The 13,774-nt window shown below is 39.3% G+C and carries 12 protein-coding genes; 11 read left to right on the top strand and 1 reads right to left on the bottom strand.

Translation table 11 applies throughout. The features are described 5' to 3' along the window. Window positions 1-5: 5 nt before the first annotated feature. The 10 genes from ACIY14_RS02690 (at window position 6) to rfbB (ending at window position 10,425) form a co-directional block, all read left to right on the top strand. Window positions 6-1,007, top strand: coding sequence for a glycosyltransferase (locus ACIY14_RS02690; RefSeq protein WP_223362064.1), 1,002 nt, complete (start codon window positions 6-8; stop codon window positions 1,005-1,007). A 14-nt stretch (window positions 1,008-1,021) separates the two neighbouring features. After that, window positions 1,022-2,023, top strand: coding sequence for a receptor polysaccharide phosphotransferase WefF (wefF, locus tag ACIY14_RS02685; RefSeq protein WP_409001427.1), 1,002 nt, complete (start codon window positions 1,022-1,024; stop codon window positions 2,021-2,023). Between the two features lie 33 nt (window positions 2,024-2,056). After that, window positions 2,057-3,025, top strand: a complete 969-nt coding sequence (locus ACIY14_RS02680; RefSeq protein ID WP_409001426.1) for a glycosyltransferase family 2 protein — start codon at window positions 2,057-2,059, stop codon at window positions 3,023-3,025. Between the two features lie 37 nt (window positions 3,026-3,062). Then, window positions 3,063-4,223 carry a polysaccharide polymerase gene (locus tag ACIY14_RS02675; RefSeq protein WP_409001425.1) on the top strand — a complete coding sequence of 387 codons (1,161 nt, stop codon included), beginning with the start codon at window positions 3,063-3,065 and terminating at the stop codon, window positions 4,221-4,223. Further along, a complete protein-coding gene (locus tag ACIY14_RS02670) occupies window positions 4,220-5,632 on the top strand; it encodes a flippase (protein ID WP_409001424.1) in 1,413 nt (470 codons plus the stop codon). Before ACIY14_RS02675 ends, ACIY14_RS02670 begins: the two co-directional genes overlap by 4 nt. Window positions 5,633-5,641: 9 nt before the next feature. Beyond that, complete coding sequence (gene glf, locus ACIY14_RS02665; RefSeq protein WP_409001423.1) at window positions 5,642-6,745, top strand: UDP-galactopyranose mutase; 1,104 nt, start codon at window positions 5,642-5,644, stop codon at window positions 6,743-6,745. Window positions 6,746-6,772: 27 nt separating this feature from the next. Then, window positions 6,773-7,825: a galactofuranosyltransferase gene (locus tag ACIY14_RS02660; RefSeq protein WP_409001422.1), complete on the top strand. Its 1,053-nt coding sequence runs from the start codon at window positions 6,773-6,775 to the stop codon at window positions 7,823-7,825. A gap of 71 nt (window positions 7,826-7,896) precedes the next feature. Then, a complete protein-coding gene (gene rfbA / locus ACIY14_RS02655) occupies window positions 7,897-8,766 on the top strand; it encodes a glucose-1-phosphate thymidylyltransferase RfbA (protein WP_409001421.1) in 870 nt (289 codons plus the stop codon). Further along, a complete protein-coding gene (locus tag ACIY14_RS02650; protein WP_000131474.1) occupies window positions 8,767-9,360 on the top strand; it encodes a dTDP-4-dehydrorhamnose 3,5-epimerase family protein in 594 nt (197 codons plus the stop codon). It abuts the gene before it with no gap. A gap of 18 nt (window positions 9,361-9,378) precedes the next feature. Beyond that, window positions 9,379-10,425 (top strand): dTDP-glucose 4,6-dehydratase, encoded by a 1,047-nt coding sequence (rfbB, locus tag ACIY14_RS02645; RefSeq protein WP_295588608.1) that lies wholly within the window; start codon window positions 9,379-9,381, stop codon window positions 10,423-10,425. A 60-nt stretch (window positions 10,426-10,485) separates the two neighbouring features. Here rfbB and rfbD read toward each other — a convergent pair whose 3' ends face one another. Next, window positions 10,486-11,340 (bottom strand): dTDP-4-dehydrorhamnose reductase, encoded by an 855-nt coding sequence (gene rfbD, locus ACIY14_RS02640; RefSeq protein WP_409001420.1) that lies wholly within the window; start codon window positions 11,338-11,340, stop codon window positions 10,486-10,488. A 249-nt stretch (window positions 11,341-11,589) separates the two neighbouring features. On the opposite strand from rfbD, the gene ACIY14_RS02635 reads away from it, so the two are divergent. Continuing rightward, window positions 11,590-13,572, top strand: coding sequence for a peptide ABC transporter substrate-binding protein (locus ACIY14_RS02635; RefSeq protein WP_409001419.1), 1,983 nt, complete (start codon window positions 11,590-11,592; stop codon window positions 13,570-13,572). The last annotated feature ends 202 nt before the right edge of the window (window positions 13,573-13,774 follow it).

Genomic DNA, 13,774 nt, shown 5'->3' with positions numbered 1-13,774 from the left:
GTATAATGGAAAATTTAATCATTTTAGACAGTGAGCTACAAAAAAAGAATGAAGAGCATTATCAATCTCTTCATGGCGGGAGCCGAGTAGTTTATACCAACTATGAAAGTCCACTTATAAGAAGAGTACGTAATTTCAAATACATCGGTAGTGCTTTGTATCATTTTTTAATGTGGAAAATGTCCTATGATTATGCTCGGAAATTCATAAAATATGATGTCAAGAAAATTATTTGTGTAAATCCTCTTGTAGGTATCTTTTTAGGAATTTTAAATAAAAGTGGCAAGGAAATTACATTAGCAGGATTTTTGTTTGAGAATAAGAAAAATAAAATCTATTATTATTTACGAAAGCAACTTGTGAAAAAGTCTTTCCAGAATATCAGAAATATCATAGTCTATGGTTCAAAAGAAATTCATTATTATTCGGAACTCTTTCCAGAATTTCAGGAGAAATTTAAATTTATTCATTACGGCTTAGATTATGATAATCAACTAACTTATCAAGGTTCTTTACCAACTAAGTATATCTTTTCAGGTGGAGGTAGTAACCGAGATTATGAGACTTTAGTCAAGGCAGTGGAGACTTCAAACCTTTCAATGCCGTGTGTGATTGCAACTCAGCCATGGAGAGTTCCTACGCATGGTTCAAACATTCAAGTTTTATCTGATGTAGTAGTAGAAACCTTTGGAGATGTATTAGCTAAGTCTGATTTCCTTGTCCTATCGTTAAAAGATATTGATTTATCCGCTGGTCATATGGTTATGCTTCAAGCAATGTCTTTAGGAGTTCCTATCATTGTAAATGATATTCCTTCTGTTCGAGACTATGTTAATGAATCGCTAGTGACTTTCTATCCGTCAGGTGACTTTGAAAAACTAGCACAAATTATAGAAGATTTTGATCCTTCAGTTGATGAGGTGCTTCAAAAGGTTGCGAAGGCGAAGAACCTATATTTTGAGCAATATACGTCTATTAAATTGATGGAAAGACTGTTAGATTTTTAAATAGGAGAGACTGAATGGTAGAAAAAATTGATTTTGTTGTCGCATGGGTTGATGGGAATGATCCTGTTTGGAGAAAAAAGAAAGTACAGTACGATGGAACAATTAATACCTCTAAGGAAGGCATGAATTCGGATAAGGCTTATCGTGAATGGGGAACCTTTAAATACTGGTTTAGAGGGGTAGAAAAGTTTGCCCCTTGGGTCAATAAGGTCTATCTTGTGACTGACAATCAAAAGCCAAGTTGGTTAGAGTTAAATAGCGATAAATTGGTCTTGGTAGATCATACAGAGATTATCTGCAATGACTACCTACCAGTTTTTTCTGCCAATCCTATCGAAAGCAATATTCATCGGATTCCAGGTCTTTCTGAGTGCTTTGTGTTCTTTAACGATGATGTTTATCTCACAGCTCCAGTTGAACCGACAGATTTCTTTTCAGATGATGGTTTACCAAAGTATGTTACGGCTTTAGCTCCTATTACAACGGAGAGATATGGCACTGGCCATTTCCAAATGAATGATATGGGAATTATAACAACACATTTTACTCGTGAGGAAATTTTAAAGAATGGCAAATTCTTCTCAATTAAACAAGGTGTTAAAGGTATTGCTAAATCTTTGTTGTATAGACACAGCAAATTTATTTGTGGTTTTTGGGAGAATCATTTAACGCATCCACTCTTAAAGTCAACAATGGAATTGGTATGGGAAAAGGAAAAAGATGTCTTAGAAAAAACATCTGCTAGTCGCTTTAGAAGTCCATCTGATACCAATGTTTGGCTCTTTAAGTATTGGCAGATTGCTAGTGGTCAATATGCAATTGGAAATCCTAAGTTAGGCGGTCTCTTTTCATTATATAATGCTGGGCCAGATTTTTGGAAACTTCTAAATTCTAGGAAATATAAGGTTATGTGTATTAATGATGGTTTTAATGTCCAAAATGAAAATCAGGTGATGGATGACTTTATTAAAGCTATGAATCAACTTTTCCCAGATAAAAGTTCATTTGAGATTTAAATATCTAACTGAGTAAGAGAAAGAAAAGAAAATATGATTTCAGTAATTGTACCTATTTATAATGTAGAGGACTACCTTCATTATGCCATGGAAAGCTTGGTCAATCAAACCTATAAAGATTTTGAAGTTATCTTAGTTGATGATGGTTCCACGGATGATTCTGGGAAACTATGCGATCAATATGCAAGTGAGTATGATTGGGTATCGGCCTATCATAAAGAAAATGGTGGCTTGTCTGATGCTAGAAACTATGGTGTCGCAAAAGCTAAAGGGGAATGGATTGTTTTCCTAGATCCAGATGATTATTTTGAGCCTTGTGCACTTGAACTTTTGGTGGAACTTCAAAAACGTACAGGTGCTCGTATTGTCGCAGGAAAAGGTAAGGATACTTACGAACATGATTCCTACCAAAACTACCAAATAAATGAAGAAATGCTAGCGAAAGCTACCCTTCTTTCTTCTGAAGAAACTTTAATAGAGATGCTTTATGGTACAATTGCCACGGTCTCTGCTTGGGCTAAACTCTTTCCCAGAGATATCGTAGAAAAATACCCCTATCCAAAAGGGAAAATCTATGAAGACTTATATGTTATCAGTGACTACTTGAAAGAAGTGGAATCAGTTTGTGTGATTGATTTAGGTATCTATCATTATTATCGTAGACCAAACAGTATTACCTTATCAAACTTCAATAGTAAGCACTATGATTTTTATGATTCTATGGATCATTTGGCAGAAGTTGTCCAGAAGGACTATTCTGCCAATACAGAACTTGATGATGCTATCATCGCCCGTTGGTTCATCGGTAGTCTCCACATTTTCATCTTAATCTCAGATTCTTCCAAAGAGGAAATCGTTCGCATTCAAAGAAGGATTCGTCCTTATCTAAGAAGAATCTTGAAAAATAAGCGGATTAACTTGAAAAACAAGGCGATTTATCTTATGTTATCATTGGTTCCAGGTCTGTATTATCAATTTAAAAAATTAAAAAAGCCTCAATGAAATAAAAGAGGTTAGAGATTAAAAAAGGAAAAAGAAAATGTTAAAGATAGAACGTGATAAATTGCTCGTGACAGCAGTTTTATTTGTGATAATTTCTATAGATATGATAAACACTTCAATGTTAGCACCTGTATTACCTAGTATACCTAATTTTGTTCCTTTCTTTGCAATCATGTTACTAGCTGTGCGTTTTTTATATATTCGTAACTATTCTTTGAGTTTTTTAATATTTGCACCTACCCTCATTTTAGTTGGAAGTATGGTTTATTATAAGGCAGGAAACTTAAATGGTTTAATGTTTTTGCTGTTAATTGTTTTTCTTTACAAAGCAGATTTAGAGTCTATACTTAAAATTTATACTTGGACGAGTTTATCTTTTATAGTTCTTATTATTTTACTATCGTTAGTCAATGTTATTCCTAATTTACAGTTTGTTCAAACTCGCCCCGTGGGAGTGGTTGTACGTAACTCTTTTGGTTTTATCTATCCAACCGACTTTGCTTCTCATTGTTTCTATCTCTTTACTGCCCTTTCCTATCTCCTTAGAAAGAAGTTTATCTTCCTGAGAACCCTATCAGGTGTAGCCTTGGCGGCCTTTATTATTGTTTATTGTGATGCCCGTTTAAATGCAGGCTCCATCTTAGCAGCAACAGGAATTTTTCTATACTTTTATTATCGTAACAAGACTGAATGGCGTTTATTTTCCCTACTGCCTTTTTCGGCTGGTATCGCTTCTTCGGTCATGATTTATCTATCCAACAAGTTTAGTTGGTCTCATCCAATATATGTTTCTCTGAATAACTTTTTCGGAATGCGATTGTATTTGGGACATGAAGCGCTTAAGAAATATGGCGTACAGTTATTTGGAATTCGTGGAATTTCCTTTGTTGGATATGGAGGAAAGACAGAAACGGTTTTGAACTATGACTATGTAGATTCGTCTTATGTACAAATGTTATTTACTTACGGTTTGATTCCAGTTGTTATGTTGGTATGCCTATACATGGTTCAGTCTTGGACTCTCTATCGTAGGAAGAACTATTTATTGTTAACCTGCCTGGCCTTAGTAACAGTCAATTGTATGTTTGAGGCCTTCTGGGTTCGTCCATCATACAATATTTTTATGTTCCTTCTTTTTGCTACCATCCCAGCGATGGAATTTGAAGGAGAAAAATCTGAGATGGGGGAAGCCGTGTGAGAGTTTTAAAAAATTACTTGTACAATCTGTCCTATCAGTTACTTGTCATCGTCCTACCAGTGATTACAACTCCCTATATCACCCGAGTTTTCTCTTCGGATGATTTGGGATCTTACGGATACTATAACTCTATCGTGACTTATTTTATCCTACTAGCGACGCTGGGAGTAGCCAATTATGGGACCAAGGAAATTTCCGGCCATCGTAAGGAAGTTGAAAAGACCTTCTGGGGTATTTACAGTTTACAAGTCCTTTCAACCTGTTTAGCGGTTATACTTTATATAAGTGTTTGTTTGCTTGTACCGTCAATGAACAATCCAATTGCCTATATACTTGGCTTTAGTTTGCTGTCTCGTGGTTTTGATATTTCTTGGCTTTTTCAAGGATTAGAAGATTTCAAAAAAATTACAGCTCGTAACACAATGGTCAAACTTCTAGGTGTTGTTTCGATTTTCCTATTTGTTAAGAAACCATCTGACTTGTACTTGTATATCATCCTCTTGGTTGCCTATGATCTACTAGGTCAGTTGAGTATGTGGCTTCCTGCTCGGGAACACATTCGCAAGCCACATCTGGATATAGCCTATGTCAAAGAGCATATCAAACCAGTCATTCTTTTGTTTCTGCCGCAGATTGCCATTTCGCTCTACATCACGCTAGATCGCACAATGTTAGGTGCCTTGTCTTCGACCAAGGATGTCGGGATCTATGACCAAGCCTTGAAATTATTGAATATTTTGTTGACCTTGGTAACGTCGCTTGGTAGTGTCATGTTGCCTCGGGTCTCTAATCTCCTGTCATCAGGCAATCAAAAGGCGGTTAACAAGTTACATGAAATGTCCTTTCTGGTTTATAACTTGGTTATCTTCCCGATGATTGCGGGGATTTTGATTGTCAACAAAGATTTTGTTCAATTTTTCTTGGGGCAAGACTTCCAAGATGCTCGTTATGCGATTGCCATCATGGTTTTTAGAATGTTCTTTATTGGCTGGACTAACATAATGGGAATCCAGATTCTGATACCTCATAATCGCAATCGTGAATTTATGCTGTCAACAACTATTCCAGCTATTTTCAGTGTAGGCTTGAATCTCCTCTTGATCCCGCCTCTGGGCTATATTGGAGCGTCGATCGTATCTGTCGCGACTGAAGGTTTAGTCTGGCTCATCCAACTCTACTTTACACGTTCGTATCTAAAAGAGGTCAAGATCCTTCCATCTATGCTAAAAATATTTTTAGCTGCTCTCTTGATGTACGGTGCCTTGTATTCTGTACAAGCTTTCATGCACTTCTCGTCTGTTGTGAATGTCTTGATTTATGCTGTCCTTGGCTTCCTAGTCTATGGTGGCTTGGTTTTGGTCTTACGTGTCTTGGATTTTCAAGAACTAAAAAGTGTTTTAAAGAAATAAGGAGATTTTATGTACGATTATTTGATTGTCGGTGCTGGCTTGTCAGGTGCAATCTTTGCCCATGAAGCTAACAAACGTGGCAAGAAGGTGAAGGTGATTGATAAACGAGAACACATTGGCGGGAATATCTATTGCCAATCTGTTGAAGGAATCAATGTCCACAAGTATGGGGCTCATATCTTCCATACATCCAATAAAAAGGTCTGGGACTATGTCAATCAGTTTGCGGAGTTTAACAATTACATCAATTCTCCTATTGCCAACTATCAAGGACATCTTTACAATCTGCCTTTTAACATGAATACTTTCTATGCTTTGTGGGGGACAAAGACACCCCAAGAAGTCAAGGACAAAATTGCTGAGCAGACGACGCACATGCAAGATGTTGAGCCAAAAAACTTAGAGGAACAAGCCATTAAGTTGATTGGTACGGATGTCTATGAAAAGCTAATCAAGGGCTACACCGAAAAGCAATGGGGGCGTTCTGCTACTGAACTACCACCTTTTATCATCAAGCGTTTACCTGTTCGATTGACCTATGATAACAATTATTTCAACGACCGCTACCAAGGCATTCCTATTGGTGGTTACAATGTCATCATCGAAAAGTTGTTGGAAGGAATCGAAGTAGAGCTTAATACAGATTTCTTTGCTGATCGTGAGAACTTGGAGACTTCAGCAACTAAGATTGTCTTTACAGGGATGATTGATCAGTTCTTTGACTATAAGTTTGGTGAACTAGAGTATCGTAGTCTCCGTTTTGAGCATGAGATTCTGGACCAAGAAAATTATCAAGGAAATGCTGTAGTCAACTATACTGAGCGTGATATTCCCTATACGCGTATCATCGAACACAAACATTTTGAGTTTGGGACTCAGAACAAGACGGTTATTACTCGAGAATATCCAGCAGATTGGAAGAGAGGAGATGAACCTTACTATCCAATCAATGATGCCAAAAACAATGCTATTTATGAGCAGTATCTAGCAGAAGCTGAGAAAAATGGGCGTGTTATTTTCTGTGGGCGCTTGGCAGATTATAAATACTATGATATGCACGTGACTGTTGAACGTGCATTGGATGTGGTAGAAGAAGAACTAGGGAGTATCTAAGAACATCACGGATAAAGGGGAGAAAAGGTGAAATATTATCTGAAGGATTCATTTCTGCATAATGCACACGAAAAGAATGCAGGGAGTAAGGCACGAAATGACGTGGAAGCTATTCTAATCTCAGAGGGTTATGAGGGCTTGGAGCTCAAGGTTGAGAATTGGTATAAGATGAATTTCTTTAAAGCTCAACAACACAAATATCGTGCGACCAAGTCTGTGTTTGATCAGTTGGGAACCGAAGATGAATTGGTGATTCAGTTCCCTATTATCCACCATACATTTTTCATCTCACAACTCATTAAGCAGGCGCAAAAAAGAGGAGCAAAATTCTATCTGTTGATCCATGATATTGAAACCTTGCGTCATGCGGCAGGTTCGGAAGTGAAATTTCGTCATAAAGTGCGCAATTACTTCCAGGAAAAGAAAGCTTTGATGTCAGTGGATGGGATTATCGTTCATAACGATATCATGAAGAAAGTTCTGGTAGGTCAAGGAGTGCCAGCAGATAAAATGGTTAGCTTGGAAATTTTTGACTACCTGATTCCAAACTTTGCTGAAAAACCAAATCTCCAAAAAGACCAGCCCATTATCGTAGCTGGAAATTTGAACCCTGCAAAGTCAGGTTATCTTTATAACTTGCCAGACCAGCCAGCCTATAACTTGTATGGAGTGGGCTATGATGAAAGTCGTGCATTGAAAAACACTAGCTACTTTGGTTCCTTTATGCCAGATGACCTCCCAGCTGCTCTTGAAGGTAGTTTTGGTTTGGTCTGGGACGGAGACAGCTCAGAAACCTGCCAAGGTTCTTACGGAAACTATCTACGCTTTAACAACTCGCACAAGGCCTCTCTTTATTTGGCTTCGGGCTTTCCTCTAGTGGTTTGGAAAGAGTCTGCCCTTGCGCATTTTGTTCTGGATAAACAGTGTGGTCTAGCAGTTGATTCTCTACACGACCTCCAAAAAGTACTAGATGATTTGACACTTCAAGACTACAAGGAACTTTCAGAACAAGTTAGGAAAGTTGGAGCTGCTCTTCGAGACGGAGCCTATTTAAAAGCTGCCTTATCCAAATTGAAGTAAATTCCTTAGAGAATTTGGGACAAAATGAAATAGAATATAGGATAGGTAATTAGCCAGAAAGGAAACCTATTATGAAAGGTATTATTCTTGCGGGTGGCTCAGGTACCCGACTGTACCCCCTTACACGAGCTGCATCAAAACAGCTGATGCCGGTTTATGATAAACCCATGATTTACTATCCTTTGTCAACCTTGATGTTGGCAGGGATTAAGGACATTTTGATCATCTCAACACCACAGGATTTACCCCGCTTTAAGGACCTGCTCTTGGATGGTTCCGAATTTGGGATTAAACTTTCTTATGCGGAACAGCCAAGTCCAGATGGACTTGCTCAGGCTTTTCTTATCGGTGAAGAATTTATCGGTGACGATAGTGTTGCTTTGATCTTGGGAGATAATATCTATCATGGACCTGGTTTGAGCAGAATGCTTCAAAAGGCAGCCCATAAAGAGAAGGGTGCGACTGTTTTTGGTTATCAAGTGAAGGACCCAGAGCGTTTTGGTGTGGTCGAGTTTGATGAAAACATGAATGCCATTTCCATAGAAGAAAAACCGGAGCATCCTCGCTCTAACTATGCAGTGACGGGTCTTTATTTCTATGATAATGATGTTGTGGATATTGCCAAACAGATCAAACCAAGCGCACGTGGTGAGTTGGAAATCACAGATGTCAATAATGCTTATTTGAAGCGTGGGGATTTGTCTGTTGAGGTGATGGGGCGTGGTTTTGCCTGGTTGGATACAGGGACGCATGAGAGCTTGTTAGAGGCTTCCCAATATATCGAAACGGTTCAACGAATGCAAAATGTTCAGGTTGCCAATCTGGAAGAAATTGCCTATCGTATGGGTTATATCAGTCGTGAAGATGTACTGGAATTGGCGCAACCTCTTAAGAAGAATGAATACGGGCAATACTTGCTCCGTTTGATTGGAGAAATCTAGATGACTGATAATTTTTTCGGCAAGACACTTGCAGTGCGCAAGATTGATGCCATTCCAGGTATGTTAGAGTTTGATATTCCAGTTCATGGTGACAATCGTGGCTGGTTTAAGGAAAATTTCCAGAAGGAAAAGATGGTGCCACTTGGCTTTCCTGAAAGCTTCTTTGCTGAAGGGAAACTGCAAAATAACGTCAGCTTTTCTCGCAAAAATGTTCTTCGAGGCCTCCATGCTGAGCCTTGGGACAAGTACATCTCTGTTGCAGATAATGGGAAGGTTCTAGGATCTTGGGTGGACTTGCGTGAGGGTGAGACTTTTGGAAATGTTTATCAGACCGAGATTGATGCAAGTAAGGGAATCTTTGTCCCTCGTGGCGTAGCCAATGGTTTCCAAGTCCTCTCGGATACAGTTGCTTATAGCTATCTTGTCAATGACTACTGGGCACTTGAACTCAAGCCTAAATATGCCTTTGTCAACTATGCAGACCCAGCCTTGGGAATCGAGTGGGAAAACCTAGAAGCAGCAGAAGTCTCAGAAGCTGATAAACATCATCCCCTACTTAAGGATGTCAAACCACTAAGAAAAGAAGATTTGTAAAAAAGTTAAGGAATAAAAATGACTGAATACAAGAATATTATCGTGACAGGTGGGGCTGGTTTTATCGGTTCTAACTTTGTTCATTATGTTTACAAGAACTTTCCAGACGTCCATGTGACAGTGCTGGACAAGCTGACTTATGCGGGTAATCGTGCCAATATTGAAGAAATTTTAGGTGATCGTGTTGAGTTGGTTGTTGGAGATATTGCTGATGCAGCCTTGGTAGACAAGCTGGCGGCTGAAGCGGATGCTATCGTTCATTACGCTGCAGAAAGCCATAATGACAACTCGCTCAATGACCCGAGCCCCTTTATCTACACTAACTTCATCGGGACCTACACTCTATTGGAAGCAGCTCGTAAATATAACCTTCGTTTCCACCATGTGTCGACTGACGAAGTCTATGGGGATCTGCCTCTGCGTGAAGATTTGCCAGGTCATGGAGAAGGCCCAGGTGAGAAGTTTACAGCTGAAACCAAGTACAATCCAAGCTCGCCTTACTCATCAACCAAGGCAGCTTCAGACTTGATTGTCAAAGCTTGGGTTCGCTCATTTGGTGTCAAAGCGACTATTTCTAACTGTTCAAACAACTATGGCCCTTACCAGCATATCGAGAAGTTCATTCCGCGCCAAATCACCAATATCCTGAGCGGCATCAAGCCAAAACTCTATGGTGAGGGTAAGAATGTCCGTGACTGGATTCACACCAATGACCATTCATCAGGTGTTTGGACGATTCTGACCAAAGGTCAAATCGGTGAAACCTACTTGATTGGTGCGGATGGCGAGAAGAACAACAAGGAAGTGCTGGAACTCATCCTCAAGGAGATGGGGCAACCAGCTGATGCTTATGATCATGTGACGGACCGAGCTGGTCACGACCTTCGCTATGCCATTGACGCTAGCAAGCTTCGTGATGAACTAGGGTGGGAGCCAGAGTTTACCAATTTTGAAGCAGGTCTCAAAGAGACCATCAAATGGTACACAGACAACCAAGACTGGTGGAAATCTGAAAAAGAAGCAGTCGAGGCTAACTATGCTAAAACGCAACAAGTGATTAAATAATCAGATACTAAAAAGCAGGAGACCTCATGGTCTCTTGCTTTTTATGTATGTCGTAATCTTTTATTTTCTTACTTCTTGTTTATAAAATTCTTTGAGGGCATCTTGCCATGTTGGAATGACGAAACCTGTCGCCTTCGCTTTGGCTAAACTCATGGTTGAGTTGAGGGGACGTTTAGCCTTAGCAGGGAACTTGCTGGAATCTACAGGGATTACTTCAACATCACTGCCCTTAAGAATTTCAATAGCAAAGTCATACCAAGTGGTGTCTTCAGTTGAGTCATTTGATAAGTGGTAGTAGCCAAATTCTTTTTGATTTTCAGTCAAGTAGGTCATGAACTCAGCCAAGGTACGTGTCCAGGTTGGGCGGCCGTGTTGGTCGTTGACTACTGTGAGTGTTTTATGGGATTTGGCTAGATTTTGCATGGTAAAGACAAAGTTTTTGCCATAATTTCCAAAGACCCAAGCAGTACGGATGATGTAATGCTGTGACGTAAGGGTTTCAACAAGTTCTTCACCCATTCGCTTGGTACGCCCGTACTCTGTCTGCGGATCAGGTAGGTCATCGACTTCCCATTCTTGTCCGACGGGTTTTTTCCCATCAAAGACATAGTCTGTTGAGATATAGACCAGGGTAGCTCCGTATTTCTCAGAGGCCTTGGCTACATTTTCAGTTCCAGTTACGTTTATGGCAAAATCCAGTTCTTTCCCCTCGTCTTCAGCCGCATCCACAGCAGTGTAGGCTGCACAATGATAGACCAGAGTTGGCTTGACCTCAGCAAATACCTTATCAACCATTTCAGCATTAGTGATATCCATTTCGGCCACATCCACTGCAACATAGTCCACATTTCGTTCATCTAGTAAATAACGTAGTTCGGTACCGAGCTGACCATTTGCACCTGTAATTAATATCATTGTCTCCTCCTCAGCTTTTCTTCTATCTAATCATAGCAAAAAAATGATAAAAAATCTGATTTTTACCTCTGGTTTGACCGTTTGTATTTTGGAAATCGTAAGTTATACAAATTGGAATTTAATACTAAGGATATCTATCAAAAAAATATTTTTCAGAAAATGCTAAAATCATTCAAAAATTCTGAAAATTCTGTTGACAACTTTCTGAAAAGAGTCTATAATGGGATGTAAATTTTAAAGGAGAAAATGATGAAAAGTTCAAAATTACTTGCCCTTGCGGGTGTGACATTATTGGCAGCTGGTACTCTGGCTGCGTGCTCTGGATCAAGCTCAAGTGCTAAAGGTGAGAAGACATTCTCATACATTTATGAAACGGATCCTGATAACCTAAACTATTTGACAACTGGTAAGGCAGCTACAGCAAATATTACGAGCAACGTTATTGATGGTTTGCTCGAAAATGACCGCTATGGTAACTTTGTGCCATCTATGGCTGAGGATTGGTCTGTATCTAAGGACGGCTTGACTTACACGTATACGCTTCGTAAGGATGCAAAATGGTATACCTCTGAAGGTGAGGAATACGCAGAAGTCAAAGCTCAAGACTTTGTAACAGGGCTTAAATATGCTGCTGATAAAAAATCTGATGGTCTTTATTTAGTTCAAGAATCAATCAAAGGATTGGACGCCTATGTGAAAGGAGAAATTACAGACTTCTCTCAAGTAGGAATCAAAGCCCTTGATGATTATACAGTTCAGTATACATTGAACAAGCCAGAAAGCTTCTGGAATTCTAAGACAACGATGGGAGTTTTGGCTCCAGTAAATGAAGAGTTCTTGAACTCTAAAGGGGATGACTTCGCTAAGGGAACTGATTCAAGCAGTATTCTCTACAATGGTCCATTCTTACTCAAATCAATTGTTGCTAAATCTTCTGTCGAATTTGCGAAAAATCCTAACTACTGGGATAAGGACAATGTCCATATCGATAAGGTTAAATTATCATTCTGGGATGGACAAGATACCAACAAACCAACTGAAGCTTTCAAAGACGGCAGCTTTACAATGGCACGTCTCTTCCCAACAAGCGCTAGCTATCCAGAGATTGAGAAATCATTTAAAGATAACATCGTTTATACCCCACAGGATTCGACTACTTATTTAGTAGGTACGAATATTGATCGTCAGTCTTATAAGTACACTTCTAAGACAACGGATGAAGAAAAAACATCAACCAAGAAAGCTCTTCTAAACAAAGACTTCCGTCAAGCTCTTGCTTTTGGTTTCGATAGAACAGCCTATGCTTCTCAAGTAAATGGTGCAAGCGGGGCAACTAAACTGCTTCGTAACTTGTTTGTTCCTCCTACATTTGTACAGGCAGATGGAAAGAACTTTGGCGAAATGGTCAAAGACAAATTGGTGACTTATGGTGATGAGTGGAGCAACGTGAACTTGGATGATGCTCAAGATGGACTCTACAACCCAGATAAGGCCAAAGCAGAGTTTGCTAAAGCTAAGACAGCTCTCCAAGCAGAAGGTGTGAAATTCCCAATCCACTTGGACATGCCTGTGGATCAAACAAACACAACGAAAGTTCAACGTGTGCAATCTTTGAAACAGTCACTTGAAGCAACTTTGGGAACAGATAATGTAGTTGTGGATATCCAACAACTTCAAAAAGACGATGTCTTGAACATCACTTACTTTGCCGAGACTGCTGCTGGTGAAGATTGGGATATCTCAGATAACGTTGGTTGGTCTCCAGACTTTGCAGACCCTTCTACCTACCTTGATATCATCAAGCCATCTGTCGGAGAAAATACGAAGACTTTCCTAGGATTTGACTCTGGAACAAATAACGCTGCTGCCAAGCAAGTTGGTTTGGAAGACTACGAAAAAATGGTTGTGGAAGCTGGGGAAGAAACTACTGACGTTTCAAAACGTTATGAAAAATATGCTGCTGCCCAAGCTTGGTTGACAGACAGTGCCTTGCTCATCCCAACAACTTCTCAAACTGGTCGTCCAATGTTGTCTAAGATGGTACCATTTACACTTCCGTTTGCATACTCTGGTAACAAGGGTACGAGCGAAGCCCTCTTGTATAAATACCTAGATGTACAAGACAAGGCGGTAACAACAGAAGAGTACCAAAAAGCTCAAGAAAACTGGTTGAAAGAAAAAGAAGAGTCTAATAAGAAGGCTCAAGAAGACCTCGCAAACCATGTGAAATAATTTTGCAGGATAGGAGAAAGGATTTAGTATTCCTCTTGGATGCTAAGTCCTTTTTATATCTTTAAAGCGAGCTTTTAAATTTGGGGTGTCTTGAGAAATTTTTGCGAATTTTCCTTTTTCCTATTGCTTTCTTAGATATTATTTGTTATATTAAAAGCATAATTATTTTTTTATTTATGACAGTTAAGCACGGTACTTTCAG

It is taken from the genome of Streptococcus sp. ST16 (genome assembly GCF_046098135.1).
Classification (GTDB): Bacteria; Bacillota; Bacilli; order Lactobacillales; family Streptococcaceae; genus Streptococcus.
This window is presented reverse-complemented; position numbering and strand designations above follow the sequence as displayed.

What these genes read in the sequence shown, in the direction of transcription:
- ACIY14_RS02690 (WP_223362064.1), top strand. Translation starts at nt 6, where the DNA reads ATGGAAAATTTAATCATTTTAGACAGTGAGCTACAAAAAAAGAATGAA.
- wefF (WP_409001427.1), top strand. Translation starts at nt 1,022, where the DNA reads ATGGTAGAAAAAATTGATTTTGTTGTCGCATGGGTTGATGGGAATGAT.
- ACIY14_RS02680 (WP_409001426.1), top strand. Translation starts at nt 2,057, where the DNA reads ATGATTTCAGTAATTGTACCTATTTATAATGTAGAGGACTACCTTCAT.
- ACIY14_RS02675 (WP_409001425.1), top strand. Translation starts at nt 3,063, where the DNA reads ATGTTAAAGATAGAACGTGATAAATTGCTCGTGACAGCAGTTTTATTT.
- glf (WP_409001423.1), top strand. Translation starts at nt 5,642, where the DNA reads ATGTACGATTATTTGATTGTCGGTGCTGGCTTGTCAGGTGCAATCTTT.
- rfbA (WP_409001421.1), top strand. Translation starts at nt 7,897, where the DNA reads ATGAAAGGTATTATTCTTGCGGGTGGCTCAGGTACCCGACTGTACCCC.
- ACIY14_RS02650 (WP_000131474.1), top strand. Translation starts at nt 8,767, where the DNA reads ATGACTGATAATTTTTTCGGCAAGACACTTGCAGTGCGCAAGATTGAT.
- rfbB (WP_295588608.1), top strand. Translation starts at nt 9,379, where the DNA reads ATGACTGAATACAAGAATATTATCGTGACAGGTGGGGCTGGTTTTATC.
- rfbD (WP_409001420.1), bottom strand. Translation starts at nt 11,340, where the DNA reads ATGATATTAATTACAGGTGCAAATGGTCAGCTCGGTACCGAACTACGT.
- ACIY14_RS02635 (WP_409001419.1), top strand. Translation starts at nt 11,590, where the DNA reads ATGAAAAGTTCAAAATTACTTGCCCTTGCGGGTGTGACATTATTGGCA.